Origin of the sequence: Cylindrospermum stagnale PCC 7417 (assembly GCF_000317535.1) — a bacterium.
In the GTDB taxonomy this organism is placed as follows: domain Bacteria; phylum Cyanobacteriota; class Cyanobacteriia; order Cyanobacteriales; family Nostocaceae; genus Cylindrospermum; species Cylindrospermum stagnale.
This window is the reverse complement of the sequence record NC_019757.1, coordinates 1,924,824-1,945,936: the sequence shown is the minus strand read 5'-3', so window position 1 is coordinate 1,945,936 and position 21,113 is coordinate 1,924,824. Positions and strand designations below refer to the sequence as shown.

14 protein-coding genes and 2 pseudogenes are annotated in these 21,113 nt (G+C 43.1%); 4 read left to right on the top strand and 12 right to left on the bottom strand.

The window, feature by feature from the left end; genetic code table 11:
- Window positions 1–41: 41 nt before the first annotated feature.
- From CYLST_RS07985 to CYLST_RS07970, 4 genes are all read right to left on the bottom strand, one after another.
- Window positions 42–2,351 carry a CHASE2 domain-containing protein gene (locus CYLST_RS07985; protein ID WP_015207199.1) on the bottom strand — a complete coding sequence of 770 codons (2,310 nt, stop codon included), beginning with the start codon at window positions 2,349–2,351 and terminating at the stop codon, window positions 42–44.
- A gap of 77 nt (window positions 2,352–2,428) precedes the next feature.
- Window positions 2,429–3,457 carry a DUF1822 family protein gene (locus tag CYLST_RS07980; protein WP_015207198.1) on the bottom strand — a complete coding sequence of 343 codons (1,029 nt, stop codon included), beginning with the start codon at window positions 3,455–3,457 and terminating at the stop codon, window positions 2,429–2,431.
- Between the two features lie 85 nt (window positions 3,458–3,542).
- Window positions 3,543–6,215 carry a CHAT domain-containing protein gene (locus tag CYLST_RS07975; protein ID WP_015207197.1) on the bottom strand — a complete coding sequence of 891 codons (2,673 nt, stop codon included), beginning with the start codon at window positions 6,213–6,215 and terminating at the stop codon, window positions 3,543–3,545.
- A 129-nt stretch (window positions 6,216–6,344) separates the two neighbouring features.
- Window positions 6,345–6,986, bottom strand: a complete 642-nt coding sequence (locus tag CYLST_RS07970) for a hypothetical protein (protein ID WP_015207196.1) — start codon at window positions 6,984–6,986, stop codon at window positions 6,345–6,347.
- Window positions 6,987–7,117: 131 nt separating this feature from the next.
- On the opposite strand from CYLST_RS07970, the pseudogene CYLST_RS35810 reads away from it, so the two are divergent.
- Window positions 7,118–7,270, top strand: a pseudogene (locus CYLST_RS35810) (RNA-guided endonuclease TnpB family protein); the annotation flags it as partial.
- A gap of 134 nt (window positions 7,271–7,404) precedes the next feature.
- On the opposite strand, the gene CYLST_RS07965 reads toward CYLST_RS35810, so the two are convergent.
- The 4 genes and pseudogenes from CYLST_RS07965 to CYLST_RS07950 all read right to left on the bottom strand — a co-directional run.
- Window positions 7,405–8,778 carry a DUF2330 domain-containing protein gene (locus tag CYLST_RS07965; RefSeq protein ID WP_015207195.1) on the bottom strand — a complete coding sequence of 458 codons (1,374 nt, stop codon included), beginning with the start codon at window positions 8,776–8,778 and terminating at the stop codon, window positions 7,405–7,407.
- 30 nt (window positions 8,779–8,808) lie between these two features.
- A complete protein-coding gene (locus CYLST_RS07960) occupies window positions 8,809–9,633 on the bottom strand; it encodes an RnfABCDGE type electron transport complex subunit D (protein WP_015207194.1) in 825 nt (274 codons plus the stop codon).
- 482 nt (window positions 9,634–10,115) lie between these two features.
- Complete coding sequence (locus CYLST_RS34295; protein WP_051056107.1) at window positions 10,116–10,403, bottom strand: hypothetical protein; 288 nt, start codon at window positions 10,401–10,403, stop codon at window positions 10,116–10,118.
- Window positions 10,375–11,021, bottom strand: a pseudogene (locus CYLST_RS07950) (helix-turn-helix domain-containing protein); the annotation flags it as partial. The gene CYLST_RS34295 and the pseudogene CYLST_RS07950, both read right to left, overlap by 29 nt.
- 1,171 nt (window positions 11,022–12,192) lie before the next feature.
- Between CYLST_RS07950 and CYLST_RS07945 the strand changes: the two are divergent.
- A complete protein-coding gene (locus CYLST_RS07945) occupies window positions 12,193–12,867 on the top strand; it encodes a polysaccharide deacetylase family protein (RefSeq protein ID WP_015207192.1) in 675 nt (224 codons plus the stop codon).
- Window positions 12,868–12,885: 18 nt separating this feature from the next.
- Here CYLST_RS07945 and mltA read toward each other — a convergent pair whose 3' ends face one another.
- Both mltA and CYLST_RS07935 read right to left on the bottom strand, forming a co-directional pair.
- A complete protein-coding gene (gene mltA, locus CYLST_RS07940) occupies window positions 12,886–14,181 on the bottom strand; it encodes a murein transglycosylase A (protein WP_015207191.1) in 1,296 nt (431 codons plus the stop codon).
- A 97-nt stretch (window positions 14,182–14,278) separates the two neighbouring features.
- A complete protein-coding gene (locus CYLST_RS07935; protein ID WP_172642151.1) occupies window positions 14,279–15,601 on the bottom strand; it encodes a proton extrusion protein PcxA in 1,323 nt (440 codons plus the stop codon).
- Window positions 15,602–15,679: 78 nt separating this feature from the next.
- On the opposite strand from CYLST_RS07935, the gene CYLST_RS07930 reads away from it, so the two are divergent.
- A complete protein-coding gene (locus CYLST_RS07930) occupies window positions 15,680–17,836 on the top strand; it encodes a PD-(D/E)XK nuclease family protein (RefSeq protein ID WP_015207189.1) in 2,157 nt (718 codons plus the stop codon).
- A 238-nt stretch (window positions 17,837–18,074) separates the two neighbouring features.
- Here CYLST_RS07930 and CYLST_RS34290 read toward each other — a convergent pair whose 3' ends face one another.
- On the bottom strand, window positions 18,075–18,266 hold the full coding sequence (locus CYLST_RS34290; protein ID WP_157162548.1) for a hypothetical protein: 192 nt from the start codon (window positions 18,264–18,266) through the stop codon (window positions 18,075–18,077).
- 16 nt (window positions 18,267–18,282) lie between these two features.
- Between CYLST_RS34290 and msrA the strand changes: the two genes are divergently transcribed.
- Window positions 18,283–18,951, top strand: coding sequence for a peptide-methionine (S)-S-oxide reductase MsrA (gene msrA / locus CYLST_RS07925; RefSeq protein WP_015207188.1), 669 nt, complete (start codon window positions 18,283–18,285; stop codon window positions 18,949–18,951).
- Window positions 18,952–19,075: 124 nt separating this feature from the next.
- Here msrA and CYLST_RS07920 read toward each other — a convergent pair whose 3' ends face one another.
- Window positions 19,076–21,034, bottom strand: coding sequence for an ABC transporter ATP-binding protein/permease (locus CYLST_RS07920; RefSeq protein ID WP_015207187.1), 1,959 nt, complete (start codon window positions 21,032–21,034; stop codon window positions 19,076–19,078).
- Window positions 21,035–21,113 lie beyond the last annotated feature (79 nt).

Here is a 21,113-nt window from a genome sequence, read left to right as displayed (position 1 = left end):
CAGCACTTAAAACATCAAGTTTTGAACCAGCCCTAGGTATTTCAGCTTTTGAATTTTGAATTTTGAGTTGATATCAAGCCCACTGTCCCGACCAACGACAAAGCTGATGGCACAAATGGCACCCAAGTCCCCCAGATTAATAAACTAAAGCAAAGTATGTACAGAACGCCAGAGGTGATACCAACTACCAATGCCACTTGAGTAAACGATCGCCACCGCCAAACAAGCAGTACCCCCCCCACAGACCAGCTCCATATCCAAACCATCTCAACCCAGAGTGGCCAAACTCGCAGTAAGGGACGCTTATCCAGGACAGCACTGAGGATTTGGCTGACCATTTGCGCTTGCACCAGTACTCCTGGCATTTGTTGGTCTAAGAAAGTTCCGTAGGGCGTAGACCAGGTATCTGGAGAATCTCCTTTTGCCGTCACGCCAATCAAAACAATCCGGTCTTTGATCGCACTCGGGTTCACTTGACCAGCTAAAAATTGCGTTAGCGTCACCTGTTCAGCTATCTGCTTTGAGGAACGATAGTTAAGTAAGATTTGTCCCTTGGCCTCGATTTGATAACCGCTAGAGCGAGACTTAAGAGAGGAAAAAACCGTATCGCCCAGTTGTAAATCACCTTGTGTAGTGAAGCTAGCTTTAATTCCTAATGCCGATAGATAACGGAATGCCAATTGTGTACTCAGAGCATAGGGGGCAGAACACAAGGAGGCAGCCTCTTGGTTCATGAACATCAGATGCCGACGCACAACCCCATCATCATCATGAATGAAGTCGCTGAATCCCAAATTTTCCTTGGGGATTTCTGGCGGTGGCTTAATGCCTTTGGTTTTGGCTGTGGTATCGCTCCCCTTACACACCCCAATCAAGTTTCCAGTCTGCTGGAGACGAGAGCTTAATTCTGGCTGTTCAGCGGAAAAATCACGGTAGATATCCAAGCCAATGGCCCTGGGTTTGTACTCCTCAAATCTTGCCAGCAGTTTGTTGAGAGATTTATCGGAGAGGGAAGTTCCTTTTAAATACTCGCCATTTTGCCGTTGATTTGCCAGGTCTTGATCGTCAATTGTCACTACTAACAGGCGCGGATCAACGCCCTCATCAGGGCGCGATCGCATCATCTGATCTAGGGCTTTTAGCTCTCCACTTTGTAGCAGTCCCAAAATCCTCACCCCACAGACTAAGGCAGTGATCAACAGATTCGATAGCAACGCCACCTTCAAGGGGTGCCCGGGGGGTGGGGGTGGAGGAATTAATTTTTCGTCGTTTTTGTCCCTTAACTCGTCCCAAGTGGGTGGTATCTGCGCCGGATTTTGGCAAATCACTGGGAGCCAAGTTGCACAAGGAAATCTATCTTCCAGCCCTTGCAACCTTTCCCGCGCTTGCCGCACTGCTTGATATAAAGTTTCACCGCTAGCAAAACCTTGGAGAAAATACTTTAAGAACTCCTGGGCCACTTTATCTGGCACGGGTTCACGCATGACGATGATCTGAGGAATTTGCAAATCAGCTAGTTCTCGCGCCAACCCCAACCCATCACAAGAATTGAAAATTGCTAGCTGCAAGCCACGTTCAATGGCTTTTCTGAGTGCATACTTTAACTCGCTGATTGTCAGGCTATCGGTTTTATTCAGGTAGATCCGCCCAAATTCGCCATTTTCTTGACTGGAACTATGTCCGGCGAAGAACAGAATATCCCAGTTGTTTCCCCAGAGATGGTCTGTCAATTCTTGGCGCTGTGGTTCTACCACAAACTTGACTTTTGCGTGATTACATTGGTGTAGTAAAGCTTGGTCAGCGTCGGTGTCAATCCCCTGACTATTGCCCAAAATTGCCAGAATGTTTACCAACGGGTTGGGAGTGTGTGGCTTCTGAATGTGATCGTAGGTCGGCGAAGACAAAGCAAGTTCAGCTTTCGGGTAGCGTTCCAGCAAGTCCCAAAGATGCCAAGGTAATCGTTGCAATTGGCTATTTTCTGTTTGTACTATCACCCGTAATTCTTCTGAGGGCGATAATCTTTCCAGCCATTTCTCCCGTAGGGAACGAAACTCCGTTGCTTGGAGCCAGTGGTTGATGTGTGCCCGTAAAATACAAGCACTATTCTCACACTCTTGTGTCATGGACACATTCGTTACCTGGTCATTGTCAGCATGTAGGCGATAACGGTTACCCAACTGTCGATAACTAGACTGCCAATGGCTATAGTGCAATGGCATTTCCGGTGATGGAGGTAGCTTCCCCGATATTTCTGTTGAGGGGCGCTCGCGTTCTTCGCCAATCTGGAGAGTAACTGCAAACCCCTGGTCAAAACTACCCTCTCCGAATTTCAACACCACTAACTTACCCATGACTCAGTTATTGCGTCTTCAACTTTCTAGGACTGGTAATTACCAATTACTCACAGAGCTATGGAAATCTGCTGGCTTTAAATGATGAATTCTTCCATGACACTAGTATCATTTAAGGCTACCATAACACTAAACTGTTCTTTAGGTTCACCGCTTAACTTCAACTGTAGGTAGTTATCGGATTTTCTGGCTTGAGCGGCCAGAAGCACTGATCCTGACCCATCTAGAACGGTCAACTTTAATCCTTGTGGCAGGTGTATTTGATTACCTGTGGGCCATAACTTGAGGAAAATACCAGTTTGTTGGTTAGCTTCGGGGCAGATTTCGACTTTTAAGATAACAGGTTGGTTGTAGCCTTTAAGACCCAGATCAATCAATTTTGCCATGTCTGGTTGTTGTGGGACATTTTTTTCAACAATTTCTAACCGGCGAAAGGCATTAGCTGGGGTGAGTTCTGGTGTGTTTAATAAGGATTCAATACTTTGCCAGCCTGCGTCAAATATACCGGCAAACCACTGACTTAGATTCACCAATTGCTTCATTTGTCTGGGTTGCTTGATTGAGGCAGCGGAGAATTGCTGTTGATTTAAAGGCGATTTTTCAGTGGCAACATGAGAGACAAAACTCAGTTGTCCCAAGTGTTCGATTAAGGCTTCGAGGGGTTGCAGTTGACTTAAAGGTAGTTCTTCAGTAGCAACATGAGGAACAAAACCCATTAGTCTTACCTCTTGGCGCGATTCGTCAATTTTTACTACTACATAACCCACCCGCTCTTCCCATGTCTCTGGGGGAATGGAACATATCTGCTGATTTGGAAGCAGAGGACGACATTCCAGGCGTCCAACTGAGGGTAACTCCAAGTCAGCCACATTTGTACAGCAGCGCAAAATATGGTTCCAACTGTCACTGGCTTCAAGATCAGTGGGAATTGCCATCATTTGCATATAGTCATTCACCACCCACACAGCCAGTGTATTCAGCCTAACTTGCTCTGCTTTTTCAGAAGTAGGCTGTTGGCTTGCAAACTCCTGGGCAGTTTTAATAGCTTTTTGGGTAATTGGCAAGGTTAAAGCAAAATCGTCTAGCTGATAGGTGGTGTTAGTCATGGTTCAGTACCGAGTCATCAATGGGGTTATACACATATCGCTCGCATTCACGAAATTTATGCGAAAAAATCAGTTATGGATGTGGTTAAAGCCAATTACCAATTAGCACATAGGCAGCCCAAAACCCTGGTGTGTTGTAGTTCGGATGTTTTAGTAGGTGTAGCTGTGCACGGCGGAGAGCTTCGGCTTTAGTGACCTTGCTGCTTTTGAGTTGTCGATAGAATTCACCTACAAATAAGGCCGTCGATTCATCATCTATCTGCCACAGGGAGGCCACAGTACTGTGTGCCCCCGCTCTGACTGCTGCCCCTGCTAGACCAAGGGCGGCGCGGTTATCTCCGGCGGCTGTCTGACAGGCGCTCAAAACTAATAATTCTATTTTGGTTTGATTTTGATTGCTCAGGAGCTGATCGAAATCCTTAACTTTGATTGGACTATCAGCAGCCAAGATAAAGGTGTTTTCAGCACGGGAACTAAACTCACCGTGTGTTGCTAAATGCACGACATTAAATTGAGTTGCATTAATCTCACTCTTGAGTGCGTTTTGGGTAAACTGCTCATCCAGTAAGCTGGTGGTCGCCACTCCGGCTTGAGCAATGAGTTTTAATTCAGATTTGATGGCTGGCAAGGGTGAAAATCGGGAAAACTCTGGCGGGGGCTGGGTTAAGCCAGCAGTTAGGGCTTTTAGCAGTTGTGGCACTAACGGTTTAGGATCAAGGAGTTGCAATCCAACGCTGAGGGCGATCGCATATTTCTCTACTAAAAATTGTTTGCCATCATAGAGAGATGCCATTGGTAAGTTGCGTAACGGCCCATCTAGCACAAACACCAGCGTCTTTACTTCACTGGCCAGCAATTCTGACTCAATCGGTTGGAGCAGCCAGTTATAAACTTTTTGTGACTGGATTTTGACCGCTTTGAGTGCCGAGGGACTGACAAGATCAGCTCGCAGTTGTGTTAGTGTTTTTTCTACATCTGCTTGGGGAATTTTGGTTCTGTAATGCCGCAGGGGTTTATTGGGAATTTTGACAATGACCTGGACTTGTTGGGGAAGAATAATTGGATAAAAAATAGCGGTAGTCGGATTATCTTTGTCTACCAATTGATCGAGAGATACTTTCTGACCTTGCAGACAAGCTTCCCGAAAGAAGTTGTCTAATTCTGCCAATTGTAGGGCTTCAATCCGCTCTCTTGCTTTCTCTAGTATTGTTTCGTCCTGTTTTTCTTCTTGGGTTTGCAACAGTAACTCTACTGACTGTCGATACACTGGTTCTACACTGTCTCGAAAGTTGAATTGCACCTCTGGATTAACTGCTACTAGGTCACTGCGGAGGGACTGGAGGGTTTCTACAGCAGTATCATAGGCCGCGATCGCACCTTTGATGTCTTTTTGTACCCGCAGTAATCTGCCTAACTGCCACTGCAAGCGATAAGCAATTTCTGGTGCATTGCCGGACTGAGCTAGAAGTAATCCCTGCTGGGTGAGATTTTGTGCGAATGATATCTGTCCAGTCTTCTCGTACAAGCCGCCCAGACTCTCCAGTGTATAAGCCTCTGCCCGCTTGTCACCTAAACTGCGGGCTTGCTGGTTGGCTCTAGCGAGTAATAGAGCTGAATCTTTAGTAGTGAATACTGAAGGAGAACTATTACTTACCATCCTCGACTCAGCAGTTCTAACTTTGATCAAACTTTGGGCAAAGTTGATGTGAGCATAGACGCTGGCACGACTGGGGGGGAGTTGATCGAGTTGGGATTGAATCAAGGGTAATAAGGTTTGAGCTGCTGCCAAGTTTTTCGTCTCGATCAGTAGGCTGAGGTGATTTAGTTGTGCCTGGACTTTTGTCAAGGGTAAAGGAGATGCTGCGACTGTTTGTTGATAGTAGTCGATTGCCTGCTCTGTTTGCTTTATTGTCCGGGCGTAGTTCCCTAAGCTGAAAAAACTGGCTCCAATATCAACTGGCGATCGCCAGCGTTGAGCAATTGCTAGACTTTCTTCTAGTGCCTTGAGCGACTTTTCTGGCTCACCCATTAACAAAAAAGTATCACCGAGCGATCGCCCCCCTATGGCCTTTTCTAGAGAATCTGGTTGAGATTGTAATTTCTGATACACAAGTTCTAGTTTTTCTACAGCACGTTGGTAAAAACCCTGAGTTCGCCACGCTTGTGCTTGATTGAGGAGCGATCGCACTACACCGCTTTGATTTTCTGCTTGTTGATAAATTTCTTCTGTCTGCTTCCAAGTTGCCAAAGCGGCTTCTGGCTGTCCCATTAATAGTTGCAGACGACCTTGGATATCTAGTGACTGGGCTAATACTTGTAAATTTTGGCTTTTATCCTGTCCCTCTAGCAACTTTAAGCTATCTTTAACTGCCTGCTTCGCCTGAGTCCATTCACCGAGTTGCTGGTAAGCTAGGGAAGTATTGCTGAGAGTAGCAGCAAGTCTGAGGGTATCGCCCTGTTGTTGGTATTCCTGGGCTGCCTGCTTTAACACTTGCACGGACTGTGCAAACTTTCCCGAATCATATAACACTTTGCCCTGTTGTAGTAGTGACGCTGGGGCAGCCTCTAGTATTGGAGCATTAGTACCATTGATTGGCAGTTTGGATGAAGTATTAATTTCCGGAACTCTTGCCAGGACAGGGGAACCAAGAACGCACAGCAAAACCGTTAAGAAGTACAAAAGCAACCGAATTGCTTTTAGCCTTTTAACTTTGACAAAATTGGACACAGAAAGCCTATTTACTGTATTCATCGGCATGGCAAGAAGTACCTGATAAGGGAGTTTTACCAAACTGGAAGCAGGCAGGGAGCCAAGAGTAGGGGACAAAGAGTAATTATTGAATTGGTCTCTTTCCTGTCTCAGATAATGCCGAATGCCCTCGAATCTTCATAAATAGCCCTCAAATTCAGCAAATTTACGCAAGCGGGGGAGACATTGACGCTGATAGAAACTGCTTAATGTGGGAATTGACAGCCCGAATTCCGCAGACAATTCTCGCCAGCTAACTTCTGGAGGTAGGCGTTTCAGAATTAATACCTGACAATTTACGTCTGGACGTTCTTTAATGTAAGTACCGCGCAGTTCTCCATCCGAGTCTTTCTTTACCCAAATCTCCAAGTTTTCCAGAATGGGGGGGGCTTGGGGTGAGGCAGCTAAGTTATCTACAGGGTCAATAACATCATTGTTGTCACCCTGACGGATCTTGACAGAGACTATTGTGGCTGTTTCTTGGTGCTGGGTGAGGTAAAAGTCTTGTAATCTGCGTTTCAGATAAGCATTTAACCAAGTGATGATGCTGCCATAAGTGGGGTCATAGGTTTGACCTGTCAGACCTTCACAAACGTTGCGGCAAAAATACAACCAAGTTTGTTGGAGTGCGTCTTGATAGTAGGGAGTACTTTCCCTCCAAAGTTTACTTGTAGTCAAGCGAATGACTTGCGTGAGCAGCTTTTGACGCTGAGGGCTTCCAGGTGGATGTCCACAGGCTTGGGCAACTAAACAGCGTAGCTGTTCATCGAATTCAACCATAGCAATCTTGGCGAAGAAGGCAAGAATATCTTAGTATTGCGTATAAAAATTTTCTAGAAAATGATTTTTGTTGTGTATTTTGTTTATTTTACAGAATTTTACAGCAATACCCGGTAAGCGTAAAGCTCAGTGGCTGCGTCATGGATAGGGACGAAAACGCAGCTAGAAATATCCTTAGTCGAGGATTGAGTACCGTAGGGCATACGGGAACTTTTGCGCTAGACGCAAGCAACGCTTTAGGAGACAAGACCTCTATTCAGGTTGGAGAAATCCTATCTGAGTAAGTCATGTCTTTGATTAAAGAATCTCAGCGGCTGTCTTCCCTGAGAGTGTCAACTCAAAACTTTTATCTGTTTGCGGGGAAAACACAACCAGAGATGGAGACTTGCTCCTGGTATAAATGCGTTTCCCCACTTAACTAAAATCCCAGCCAAGAGACGAAATTTTCCCACCAAGAGTTTCTGTGATAGCCTCCGGTCAATTTCATTTTTTGGCGAATGTCTTGAATTTTCCAGTTGGTTAACTTGGCCAGGGTTTGCGCTTCTTGTTCAAAGCGTTGGGGCAAAGACCGCTGGTATTCTCTGCCAGCTTGACATTTGAGTGTACCAGTGAATGGATGTTGTAATATGTAACGTCCTTGGAAAGATTCGCGGTTGGCAGTTTCTTGGAACATCGGGTCTTCAGGAAATTTGTCACGGGTATAGCGGACATGCAGACGGGTGATGAAAACATTACTTGTCGGGAAGGGACGACGAAAGCCAGGGGGTGCAGATATATCCCTTGTATTATCATCCTGCCAAAATACACCTGCTTGTTTCAGTTCCTCTGGAGTTAGGGGATCAGCAGAACAGGGATCGCAACTACTCATATCCCAGGCGTATTCGACAAAAGCCACTTTTCGGTCTTCTTTGATGTAGGAAGTCTGGAATAGAGATTTATAAAATTCGCCAAATTCATTTTTGACAAATATGGGAATATTGGCGTTGGAGGGAATTTTCACCGTCCGGTAGTTGGTGATTTCTGAGAGTCCCTTCGGCGATAGGATGTAAACAATCAAATCCTGCTCGGCAGTGGCGTTGATCATTCCCAAACGAATGGGCAGCATGAACTTGGGCGACTTGTAGGAAATTTGCAGTGGACGCAGGAGTTGGTAGCCAGATTTCTCAAATTTATCTAGGTTGACTTTGGCTACAAAGAATTTCATTGAGGAACGAACGTAGGGTTTAAGTAACTGTTGCGCCCCTTTGGGAATTTTGTAGCCATTGCGGTTCAGCCAAGTTTCTAGTCCACCAGATTCTTTGGCACTGAGAATCAAAATGTCGTATTCACCAACGTTGAAACGCGCTTCAATTGTGACCCCCAAATTGCGATCGCGTCTGGCACTCTCTTGGGCAGGTTTTGCTGCTGCTGTAGGTGCTGGTATATTCCCTGCACGGTCTTCGTAAAGTGGGGCACAGGGATCAGAGTCAAAATATTCTACCAATCGCGGCGCACTAAAGGCATCTAAGCGTTCGATAATCTTCGGTTCGGCTACGCGAACTTGCTCTTTTTTCAGCACCGTCGGTACTGGGATAACGATCGCAAAATCTTTGACTTCGCCCTGAAAGTCGTTAGCCATTGTCAGCACAGTGCGATCGCCATCCCGCGCCATCACCACCTGAGAAGTCTTGTTATATAGCTTGGCATCAGCTTTAGCCACATAAAATCCACAAAATGCCCAAGCTGCGGGCGCAAAGCATAGCACAGCTACAAATAACAGCAGCAATGAAGCCAAGAATCGAAAATGTTTCATTTTTATACCTCAATGATATTGAGTTAAAACTCACTCCTTGATCAAAACTTCCCCAATTACCGCTTCACCCTCTGCTTTTACCCAAGAAAATCCTGGGGTTAACCAGAGAGTATCTAAGAGAATGGTTAATGGGGCTAGGGCAAACAGCGCCCAGAAAACTGCGGTGGAGACAAAAAAATAATTCCGCAAAATAAAAGTCAATATGGCGATCAACACCGCCCAAATAATCCGCCCAATTCGAGCATTGGGAATTGACCGGGGATCAGTTACCATAAACAGGGCAAACAGCAGCAAAGACCCGCTCATCAAGCGATGGAAGTATACATCCCAAGTCCAACCTAGCCACAGATTACGCACCGCCTCCAGCAAGGAATAAGCGCCTAAAAAAGCCGCTGTGGTGTCCCAGCGACCAACCCGTTGCAAAATCATGCCCCCAGTCCCAGCAAACAGCAGCCCATACCACCATTCCTCACCCCACTGTCCCGGCGTAACCCAAGCATCGTTTGTGAGTACTAAAACAGAAATGATGCCAAAATTGGCAGGATTAAAAAAATGCTTTTCACCGACTTGGAAAATAAATTTGCTAGCGATCGCCATGACTGCGGCTATTGCCATTGTCGTCCAGTGGTCAGTTCGCAACAATAGGCTAAGTCCGAGAGAGGTAATCAAGGCACTGCGGATATTTGCCGTTTGTCCTTTGAGGGTGAATGACAATAGCCATTGAGTTAATAAACAAGTGGCGATCGCTACCACAATCAACTCCGGTCGCATTGTCCAGTCTCTTGTGCCAATTCCCAAGACTAGGAACAAGCTGAGAAAGAGAATTTGATAATCTCGGATATCTTTGAGCAACATTACCCCTAAATACAGGGATTCCCCCTAGATGTGTCATCAATTTAGACGAATGTTCGCTTAAATAATGTTGCTGTTACAAATTTTGTTACAAAGTAATCTGCCAACAAAAAAAGGGTGTGCTCACACCCCTACATTGTTAACTTAATTGCCGAAAGTTGACTTCAACGACAAGCTTTTAAACTCAGTTGGCTGTAATGGGATTTTTATCTATGTAAATTTCCAGTTTAGCCTTAATATATACTACATTGTCAGCCTAGTAAATCCCGCAAAAAGTATTTTTTTCACTATCAAAACAGCAGGCAAGAATCAAGATGCATTTAGCATCTCTGTCCCCGATTATTTACCGTATTCTCCAAACGAGTTTTCCCAACTGTCTTTAGTGTGGGGATGAGAATAGAAAAGCGATCGCCATTTCATGGGCCAAAAAAAAGAGCGCGGTTACCTATGTTGATTAACTTAATCCAAGTTAATAATTGACACTCTCAGGGCTGAAGCCGCTGAGATTCTGCGGACAGAGTAAACTTAGGTAGTTTCCAAAGTCTAACTCTCGCTACGGTTGTCAAAGACCGTCTACCCAGTAAGCCTAAGTCTAAGCTGAGATTGCTGGCTACTTTTCTGAGAATATTTGCTGCACCATTAAGGTCAGCATTAACAATTGAACCGTTTTCTGACCGATATAATCCACGCTCAATCCGCCTTCCCGATGCTTTCCACCCCAGAGGTATTTCACCGTATTGGGCGTAATTTCCTGGTCTGCTTTCCCCACACATAGCTGCTTAAGCCCCCCCAGATGGGATGAAACTTATCAATTAGTAATACTCTCAATTTTCCCGGTTCAATTTCGGAGCGGTAGTTTGCCAATACTGTTTCAATCTCTTGCTTTTTGCGGCAACATTATCCGGGTCAGATTTGGGTTTTAACTTTTTGCTTTTCTTCCAGCTGATTCCAGCTGCATGGAACAGGTCATAGTAACTTTGTTTTGACTCGTAAACTACGCCATACTCAAAGGCTAGTTTATACTCCAATTCCCCAAGTTCCCAGGAATCTTTTGTTTGCAGCCAATTTAACACATCTTCTCGTTGTTCAGCACTCAGGTAGCTCTTCCTCCCTTTGTGGTTAAGCCGCAGTCCATCAATGCCATGTGCAAGGTAAGCTTGTTTCCAACCCGTTATCGAACCGATTGACACGTTGAGAATTCTTTGAATTTCTTCATATAAGTAGCCTTGATAAACTAGCTTAACTGCCAATGCTTTCCTCACTTCACGGGCATTTGAACCCACAGCTATAAATTCCTGTAGTTCGGAAATCGCCCTTTGGCTGATTTCATTTGGAAGCATCGCGGCTGCCACTTCTGCGGAGAGTATTGCGGTTTGTAGATGCTTTTTCATTGTCTGCTATTACACTAATACAGCATTCCGTATTCTCGTAATCTTTTTCAAAAATTAAATAGAATTTTTATACACATCTTCTGTCAAAGTGGGGTGAAACCTTGGATTTTCGTTGGCTGTAATGTCGCAAATTTGTTAATTTATCCAAAAATGACAAAAGAAAAATAGTACCCTTGATATTGTTGGCGTTATTTTTACCATAAATATCAGCCATGTCGATTTTCCCTTGACAGAAAAAATGAAGTTTGTAGTTAGGATCGTCTAATAGCAAATATCCGCTATCTGATTTTCTACAATTATTGAGAAATTGGAATCTATCTGAGGATAGAGGATATATCTCAAAGTATCAACGGACAAATTCCAATATTACACATGATGGTTTATTTATAAAGTGCGTCAGTTATATACTGGTGGAATTAGATAAGTTATGCAGATAAAGAATATTCTTTTTCTCTCTTCAGAAAATTTAGAGCTTTCCATGTTGATTTTGATTAAAGCTCCGATTGCCATTTTTTGTCTTAATTAGTACATTAAAAGTAAGCCTTTTTCTGTCCATCCTACTAAAAACTCAGTTTTGGCAAGGCTTTTGCCGATAATTTTATTAGCATTGCACAGTATATATACTAGATATTTATATTATAGATATAAAATTTAACTAAATAAGCAAGACTCAAAAATGATTATTTTACGTCTTTTATTTCTCTCGTTAAAGTAAATATAAAAGTCTGATTTAGATAGAGTTTGGCTTATTGATCCACATTTAAAGGTTTTTATTTAAACGCGATAGTTGATGGTTTTAGCCTATGAGGATTTTATTTTTGAGCCTGGATTATTCTCTCACCATAGTAATAATCAAGCGATTGCCGTTGGCACTGCGCCCTCGTCCTTAGGATGCGCTGTTCGCATTCGCGCAATCGCAATTTTGTAGGACAAAAAGAAGAGCATGGTTGTGCCGCTATGTTGGTTAACTTAATCCAGGTTAAAAAATGATTGCTACAGATATAGGTTGGGTTAAGGAACGTAACCCAAGACCAACATCTTGCCTCTGTTGGGTTCCATAACCTTCTACGCCACCTACCTATTTGTCGTATTCTCTTCTTAAACTGGTATTACTTGAACAGACATATCAGATGAACTTACAAAATAATTAAAAGCTAAGGTAAGACGCAAGATGCAGTTAGCACCTCTGTTTCCGATTATTTACCGCATTCTCCAACCGAGTTTTCCCAACTGTCTCTGGTGTGGGGATGGGAAAAATAAAGCGATCGCTCTCACATTTGATGATGGACCCCATCCGCTATACACACCGCAGGTTTTGGCAGTTTTAGACCGTTACAAAATTCCAGCCAGTTTCTTTTGGTTGGGTGCTGGCGTCAACCATTCACCAGATGTTGCCAAAGAAGTATGCGATCGCGGACACTGGATCGGATTACATGGTTACGATCATCGCTCTTTTCCTCTGCTCTCTTCAACTGACCTCAAGCAGAGTTTAGAAAAAACTCAAGCAGCTATCTATAACGCTTGCAACTTGCAACCTGAACAAATACGCGATGTTCGTCCCCCCAATGGTTTATTCACACCCGCCACTTTAAAATTATTCCTTCAGTGGAATTATCGTCCAGTAATGTGGAGCGTTGTTCCAGAAGATTGGGTGCGTCCAGGTGTCACTACTGTAGTGCAGCGAGTGCTTCAGCAGGTGAAAAACGGCTCGTTGATTGTCTTGCATGATGGTGTTTGCGGTGGACAGGATGTTGCTGCCACAATCGAAATACTCATTCCCAAACTACTACAACAAGGCTATAAATTTGTAACAGTTGATACTCTATGGGGAAATTCAAGAATTTGAATCTGATACTTTTTTAATTTATAGTTGTGAATTGGGGCGAAGCGACGCGGGTTTGAGTAGGGGATAAAATAATTGTCCGTTACTGACTGTGACACCAGCGCGATCGCCTGCTAATTTGCCGGTGCCTAAAAAGTAATCTACTCTGCCTGCACCTTTAATTGCACCTCCTGCATCTTGGTCAAGAACATAACGACTAACGGTGCGATGTTTTAGTTGATTGGTAGTGGTAGCAAAAGGAATAGCAGCACGAATCAAGGCTAAAGCACCAGGAGGCATGAGGGATTTATCGGTAGCGATTGAACGCTCTGCTGTCAGTGGTACGCTGATCGAACCTGTTGCTGGTGAACCGTAATTTTCTTGAAAAAACACAAAACTGCGATCGCGCGGGATATAAATATTTAATTCTTGAGGATACTGGTGGAAGTAGTCGAGAATCATCGGCATAGTCACACCTTCTACAGGTAGTTTGCCATCATTTATCAATTCTCGACCAATACTTTGATAGTTATAAGCGATATTACCTGCGTAACCGACGGTTGTCTGAGTGCCATCAGTTAGCTGAAGTCGCGCTGAACCTTGAATTTGTGCTAGATATGGTTCGAGGCGATCGCGAAACCAAAATAATTCTAACCCCCGCAGCTTACCTTTGGCGCCTTGCAAACCATCTGCACCTTCTAACGCTAAACGCGGAGGATGAGGTCTAGTCCAGGAATTTAAATCAGGTGGTAATCGATAAATAGGATAACGATACTCTGCTGTGGGAGTCCGACTTGCAGCATAAAGCGGTTCATAGTAAGCAGTAAACAAAACAGTACCTTTGCCATCTTTACCAATTGACTGGTAAAAGACAAATTCTTTTTCGATAGCTGCGTGAAGTTCTGCTGGGGAATTAGTTGTGAGTAGCAGTTCGCGAAACCTCTGCAAACTCTTGAAAACGCGATCGCGAGTAACACCCACCACCGGATACTTTTGATATGCAGCAACAGCGTTAGATGTTTGCAGGTATCGGAGACTGCGATCTATAGCCGTCAATATTGCCTTTTTATCGGCAATTTGGCCGTTTTCACCCTGATAAATTACGTTATCCAGACAAGAAGAATCATCTTGGCAACAAGTAACTGATGCTCTCTGGAACAGTGCCGGCGGTAATGGTGTTTTTTGCTGTTGTGTAGCCAAGTCAACTGGTAAATTCCACTTTTTTACCTGACATTCTGCCGGACTGAGTTCGCGATTTGCCATTGATTCCATCCGCACCAGAAAAATCAACAAAACTACAGGTAGGCTGATGGTGATGGCGGTTAGTATCTTTTTCATCCAAAAAATAAAAATTCCCAATCAATTTTAAATTCAAAAATTAAAACCCTATTACCCATTACCCATTACCCATTACCCATTACCCATTACCCATTACCTATTCATTCATATTGTGGTAAGTGGCAACTGCTGAAGGCGATATTCGGTTCAAGTAACGGAAAATCCAGTATTTAAAAATTGTATCTAAAATCACGGGAAATGTGGCAATAAATAAGAAGATAAAATCTCGATTTGCCGGTAGTCCCCAATGGCGTGATATCCCTTCAAGAATTACTTCCCAGCCATGAGGGGAGTGAAAGCCGACAAATACATCGGTAAACAAAATGATAATGAATGCTTTGGCACTATCACTCAAACCATAGACAACATTATCAAAGAAATCTTTTAGCACCATAATAGAAGGCTTGCTGATCAGCAGCAGCCAGATGAAAGCAGCAACAGAAAAAATATCTGAAAACACATTTTTAATAGCCTGGGAACTTTCGCCACGAAATTCTTCAGCTATCTCACGGGCTTTCTTTTTGATCTGGTCTTCAATTTTTTCATTAGACAGGGGCGGAGCATTTATAATCAGGGTTTCAAACTTGATTCTCTCTTCAAATTTTTGCAGTTCTTCAAGAGCTTCTTCTTCCATTTCAGCATTGAGAAATACTTGCACCGTCTCCGAGGTTCTAAAGTGATCAACTAACGGGCCTACTACCAAAAATTTTGATAGCTGATGAGTTAGCAGCGGTACTATAATTAGTAGTAAAATAAATCTGATAGATATAATTGTTCTTTTTTGCGCTTGACGAAAGTTTTTAACAACATTTTGTTCAGCATTTGGATCTAATTCTACTTGTAGACGAGTGATAGTAGTTAAAATTGAACGGGGTAACACACCCGTCGTGTCGGTTTTTCCCCGTGGTTTTCTCTCAAAGTTTTGAGCGGCTATTTTTGGGGCAATTGGTTGAGCAATTGCTGAATCAACTGATGTATTAGCAGATTTATTAACTAAAGCTGAAGAGGTTATTTCAGCATCTAAAGTAGTATATTTTGATATGACTTGATCGATAAATCTTAACTTTTCTAAAATTGACGAACGACTGGGATATTCTATACCAGCTTTAGCAGCAGCTTTTTGATTAGATTCATCTGAAAACCAACGGCTAGCTTTAAACTCTGTCAGCCGCATTCGGGCGTTTTTTAGAAGTTTTTTTAGGTCTGACTCAAAATAATCCATCACACTACTGCTGTACTTGGATGAGTCACGGTCTATTCTATTACCATCAAAATGCTTATCCTCGATTTCCTTAATTTTTAATGCCGTCTGGTAAGCTTCATCCAGTGAACGTTCTGGTGTCCTTAAATACCATCGGTAAGCAGCCAGTAAGTAAGGGTAAATTTTTTGGCTAAATACAGAGTTTTTCATCATCGACAATCATCCAGCATTTTTTGGTGATTCTTAAACTTAAGTTAACGCACGAGGCATACTAACAAATCTATAAGGAGACTTTTTATGGTTTCTCATTCTATTTGGATTGTTGGCACTAGTCGTAGTAGTAAGACTACTTGCTTAGTAGAGCGGTTTTGTGTTTGGATGCAAGGTAGTAATAAAAAGACTGAATCAGTTTATACTAAAAGTCAAGGGACGAAGAAACCCGATAGCACGCCTAAACCTTTGTACCTTCGGCAAACAGAACCAGGAGTTTTAGTCTTAGCTGCTAATGATGATAATCGCCGAGACTTGAGTGATGCAATTGTTACGAAGACTCTAGGTAAATATCCAATCCGAGCCAAGACACCACTGGGTTTTTTTCAGGATGAAGTTATTTTATTTTGGCCGTTGCTCATTCAGTCGTTACAGCTAAAAGGACAATTTCCGGTAAGATTACGCCCAGAAACTGAGCAGGAATTGGCAACAAAACTCTGGCGTTCTCAGTTAGACGAGGAAACTTTGCGTCGTGCGGGAGTGAATGAGTACCGCTTGGTGCGTCGCATCTTGGACTTATGGCAATTAGCAGCTTACAGTGGGACACCATGCGAAGATATTACCCAGATTTTGCAAAGCGGCTTACAGAAAAATGCCATAAATTTAGAACCAGAATTCCTGGTATCTTTACTGCTAGATTGGCGCAGCTGGTGTTTAGAGAGGGGATTGCTGACTTATGGGATGATTACCGAACTCTACAGCCAGCATTTATTAGCGAACCGCCAATATCAGCAACGTCTAGCTCAACGCTATCAGGCGGTGCTGGCAGATGACGTTGATGATTATCCTGCGGTAGCCTATCACCTGTTGAAGTTATTGTTAGATCAAGGTGCTGTTGGAGCGTTTAGTTATAATCCCGATGGTGGAGTGCGATGGGGATTGGGTGCAGATCCCAATTATCTGCAAGGGTTAGCAAGGCGTTGTCAGGTAATAACATTAACTGGGCCACCAGCAGATAGCTTGGCGAATAGACTCGCTACGCCGATGGTGGAATTAGTCACAGAACCGATGGAAATATTTAGTTTGCCGGATTCTGTGCAGTTAATTCAAACGACTTCCCGTGCTCAACTATTACGGCAGACAGCAGAGGTGATCATTAATGCGATTAAATCAGGGCAAGCGAAACCGGAAGAAGTAGCGATTATTGCCCCTGGGTTAGATGCGATCGCGCGTTATACCCTAATAGAAATTCTCACCAAGCAAAATATTCAGGTAAAACCGCTCAACGACCAGCGCCCTTTAATTAGTGCGCCTGTTGTTCGGGCATTACTCACCTTAATGTCTCTAGTTTATCCCGGTTTGGGACGCCTAGTGGATCGGGATGCTGTCGCTGAAATGTTGGTTGTCTTGAGTAAGAAACAACAATCGCCAGATAACACCTCAGCACTCACCAGTGATATTGATCCGGTACGCGCTGGATTAATCGCCGATTACTGCTTTGTACCCCATCCAGATAACCCGCACTTGCTGCCGATAACAGCTTTTGAGCGTTGGGACAGAATTGGCTACGTTGCCACCACAGCATATAATCAGATATTGCAGTGGTTAGAAAAACAAAAATCCCCACTCCCCAGCCCAATTTACCTGTTATACCTGGCAATTCAGCACTTTTTAGCTAACGATGTCAATCCTGCCTACGACCAACTGGCAGTATTGCGAGAACTACTAGAAACTGCCCAACACTACTGGGAAATTGACACTAGGCTCAAACAAATTGACTTGGTAGAAACAGCACCTCACACCACCATTGCCGAATTTATTCAACTGCTGCGGCGCGGCACCATCACCGCCAACCCCTATCCCATGCGTACCATCGGCGCAGCTTCTAAGGCTGTCACCTTAGCTACAATCTTCCAATACCGCTCTAGTAGACGATTTCACCGTTGGCATTTTTGGCTTGACGTTGGTTCACCCCTGTGGGCAAAAGGTGGTGCGGCTACTTTGTTTGGTGCGCCATTTTTTCTCCAAGAAAGGTTGGGAGAACCTTGGACAGCAGAAGATGAAGCATTGGCAGAAGAACAACGATTGCGGAGGATTTTAGCCGATTTACTCTCCCGTGTATCCGAGAGAGTTTATTTGTGCCACAGCGATTTAGCCGTGAATGGACAAGAACAACTAGGGCCACTTTTACCCTTGGTAAGTGCCTGTGTATCGGTGAATTCTGAGGTAGCTCTAATACCTTAAAGAGATTGAAAATTCCTATCCAGCATTTTCTGGAGCAAATATTCAGATAATTGTATAGATTTGTTATCTAGTAGCTGTGTAATCACTTAAAGTTAACCTTGGAGACGTTAACTAGAAAGAATAGCAATCAGCTAGGAATGCTTGCTCAATAGAAGATAATTTCGACCAAGCACTAGAAGTCGATGTTTTGGCGGCTGCCCTATCTATTAATCGTCAGGAATCTGGTGATCTGTTGGAATTACTTGCCCGTAAGTTCCAACTTTCTCTTCGGTACAGCCGTTAGGGCACGCGATGGGCTGCGCCCCGCCAAAGGCGATCGCGCGATGCGATCGGCTTTTTTCAGGCGATCCTGGCGATAGCCGACCGCACTGGCGCAGCCAATCGCTAAAATCTTTAAAATATATAAGTAAGGTAAAAATTGATAATACACATCAGAGTTAGAACCAATGGCGCTATTTGGATTTGGTAAAAAGTTGGCTATCCCCACTCCTGAGCAAGCTTTGCCAGGAAGAGCAGAATCTATATCTGTACCTGCTAAACATTATGTGAATGGCAATCCTCTCAAACCTCCTTTTCCCGATGGATTGGAACAAGCAATATTTGGCTTAGGCTGTTTTTGGGGTGCAGAACGTAAATTCTGGCAACTTGAAGGAGTTTATACCACCGCAGTGGGTTACGCCGCAGGCACCACGCCTAATCCCACCTATGAAGAAGTATGTACTGGCATGACTGGTCATAATGAAGTGGTCTTAGTAGTGTTTGACCCGAAAGTAATTAGTTATTCCCAACTGCTAAAAGTCTTTTGGGAAAGCCACAACCCCACTCAAGGGATGCGCCAAGGTAACGATACTGGCACTCAATATCGTTCAGGAATTTATGTTTATTCTCCAAATCAAAAGCAGCTTGCAGAAGCATCGCGGGCAGCTTATCAGCCAGCCCTCAGCAGTGCTGGTTATGGGCAAATTAGCACAGAAATCTTGGACGCGCCTGAATTCTACTATGCAGAAGCCTACCATCAGCAGTACTTAGCCAAAAACCCCAGGGGGTATTGTGGTTTAGGAGGGACTAATGTTGCTTGTCCTGTGGGAATCATTGAAACTCAAGTGAGTAGCTAGAAGCTAGGCATATTATCCATCCCCTCCCTCTTAGCGAAGCATAGGGAGGGGCAAAACTCCCTCTGAGCGATATTCAGCGCCAGCGAAACTATTGCCAGAAATGGGAGATAAAAAACTGATAATTTTAAAAAACTATGCTGCCATGAGCGCTGTAGTTTTTACTGGGTAAAAGCTGCCAAGTAGAATCGCCGTGTAGTTGTAAAAGCAAATGGTGATACTTCACCAAACTAGGACGATGTCCAATGCTGATAAAAGTAGTTTTCATCTGTTGCAATTTTTGATATATTTGCGCCTCATTGTTCATATCTAAAGCGCTTGTCGCTTCATCTAAAATGGCATAGCGAGGCTGCATTAGTAGGAGCCGAGCGAAAGCAATGCGTTGTTGTTCACCTAAAGATAAAACATAGTTCCAATCTAGTTCAATATCCCAGCCACCCACTCTAGAAGGTAAGTCTTCTAAATGTACTTGTTCCAAGACTTGATCTAGTTCTTCATCTGTCAATTTACGACTATTTTGAGGGTAGAGTAATTGGTCACGCAAAGAACCCAAAATCATATAAGGTCGTTGCGGTAAAAACATCATTTCGTCTAGATTGGGACGAAAAATAGCTCCAGTACCAGCATTCCACAAACCAGCTAGTGTTCTGACCAGTGAACTTTTGCCACAACCACTGTTTCCCATAATTAGCAGGCTATCACCATCTGTTATCGCCAATGACAAATCTTTGATTAAAGTCTTTTCATAGTTGGGAGTTTGCAAGGTGACATTTTCTAATATAATTTGGTTAGCTATAACTAAATCAATATTTTGTTGAGGGAAAAGTTTTACTTGGGGTTCAGATAATGCTTGATAAAATTCACCTAAACGATTAATTACAGCAGCAAATTTACTGATATTTTCAAATTGACTGACAATTACCGACAGTGCTCCTAAAACTTGATTACAAGCGATAATAGCTTGCATGATCACACCTAGTTCTATTTTACCATCTAGATATAAAGGTGCTACGACTAGATAAGGAATAATCAAAATCAAATTGCTGTATCCAGTGGTAAAAAATTCCATATTCCTCTGCCAGTCAATCATTCGATGCGTGTTTCGCATAGCATTTGAAAATCGCTGCTTTACCTGGCTAAATTCTTGTTCTTCACCCCCATAAAAAGCAATTGATTCAGCATTGTTACGAATATGTACCAATCCAAACCGGAAATTAGCTTCGTACTGAAGTTGTTGGGCGTTAAGCAGAATTAATCTTTGGCTTAAAAAAGTGGTGACAATATTACCAACTAGAGCATAAATTATCAGAATAGCAACTAACATTTTAGAAATAGACCAGAGAATTCCGCAGAAAGCTATCAGGTCAACAATTTGATTCAATATAGTCAGAAATAAATTTAGGCTTATATTAGTAAAAGAGCCAATTTCTAAAGATATTCTCTGGTCTGGATTGTCAATATCGACGTTAGAATTGATGTGATAATAAGCTCGGTTTTGAAAATATTTATATAAAAAATGATTAGTTAGCCACTGTAACCAGTGAAGAGTCAGTTTATTTTTGAGGTACTGGGAAAAAACAACAAAAACTGTAGTGACAACCAAGACAATTGCATAGATTATTAATATTCTAGAATATTCTGAGCTATTTTTGTTACTAATAGCATTTACTAAGTCACGCCCCACATAGCTACTAACTACATTAATGCCACTGACAGATAATACTAGAAATAATAGCAAAGCTAACATCATCCAGCCTCTCCAGTGAGATTTTAACTTTTTCCAGTAGTAGCCAAAAAAAAGTAGGGGAATAATACATAATAACCTAATAAGATTAATAACTGGGGAATTAATAATTTGAGTAATAAAATCTGGTAATCCAGGAGCAAGATTATTTAATAAATTAGGGAAATATTCTTGACCGATTAAACTAAAAGCTGCTACAGCAACAAAGAAAGAGCCAAATATGAAAGCCACGAGCAGTATTAACAGTACCAGAAAAGGTTTGGCATCAGCATTGATGGGAAACCAGAAAGGTTGGGCGACTGCTAAAAATTGTTGCCAAAATTGAGATTTAAATCTGTTCATCAGTTTGATTGGTGATTGCAAAACTTGAGCAGAATGGTGTAACTGCGTGCCACTCTCTTGCCACCTAATTGCTGATGCT

Coding starts and splice junctions, on each gene's coding strand:
- CYLST_RS07985 (WP_015207199.1), bottom strand. CDS start 2,351: ATGGGTAAGTTAGTGGTGTTGAAATTCGGAGAGGGTAGTTTTGACCAG.
- CYLST_RS34295 (WP_051056107.1), bottom strand. CDS start 10,403: ATGTGTGGGGAAAGCAGACCAGGAAATTACGCCCAATACGGTGAAATA.
- CYLST_RS07965 (WP_015207195.1), bottom strand. CDS start 8,778: ATGAAACATTTTCGATTCTTGGCTTCATTGCTGCTGTTATTTGTAGCT.
- msrA (WP_015207188.1), top strand. CDS start 18,283: ATGGCGCTATTTGGATTTGGTAAAAAGTTGGCTATCCCCACTCCTGAG.
- CYLST_RS07970 (WP_015207196.1), bottom strand. CDS start 6,986: ATGGTTGAATTCGATGAACAGCTACGCTGTTTAGTTGCCCAAGCCTGT.
- CYLST_RS07930 (WP_015207189.1), top strand. CDS start 15,680: ATGGTTTCTCATTCTATTTGGATTGTTGGCACTAGTCGTAGTAGTAAG.
- CYLST_RS07960 (WP_015207194.1), bottom strand. CDS start 9,633: ATGTTGCTCAAAGATATCCGAGATTATCAAATTCTCTTTCTCAGCTTG.
- CYLST_RS07945 (WP_015207192.1), top strand. CDS start 12,193: ATGCAGTTAGCACCTCTGTTTCCGATTATTTACCGCATTCTCCAACCG.
- CYLST_RS07975 (WP_015207197.1), bottom strand. CDS start 6,215: ATGCCGATGAATACAGTAAATAGGCTTTCTGTGTCCAATTTTGTCAAA.
- mltA (WP_015207191.1), bottom strand. CDS start 14,181: ATGAAAAAGATACTAACCGCCATCACCATCAGCCTACCTGTAGTTTTG.
- CYLST_RS07920 (WP_015207187.1), bottom strand. CDS start 21,034: ATGAACAGATTTAAATCTCAATTTTGGCAACAATTTTTAGCAGTCGCC.
- CYLST_RS07980 (WP_015207198.1), bottom strand. CDS start 3,457: ATGACTAACACCACCTATCAGCTAGACGATTTTGCTTTAACCTTGCCA.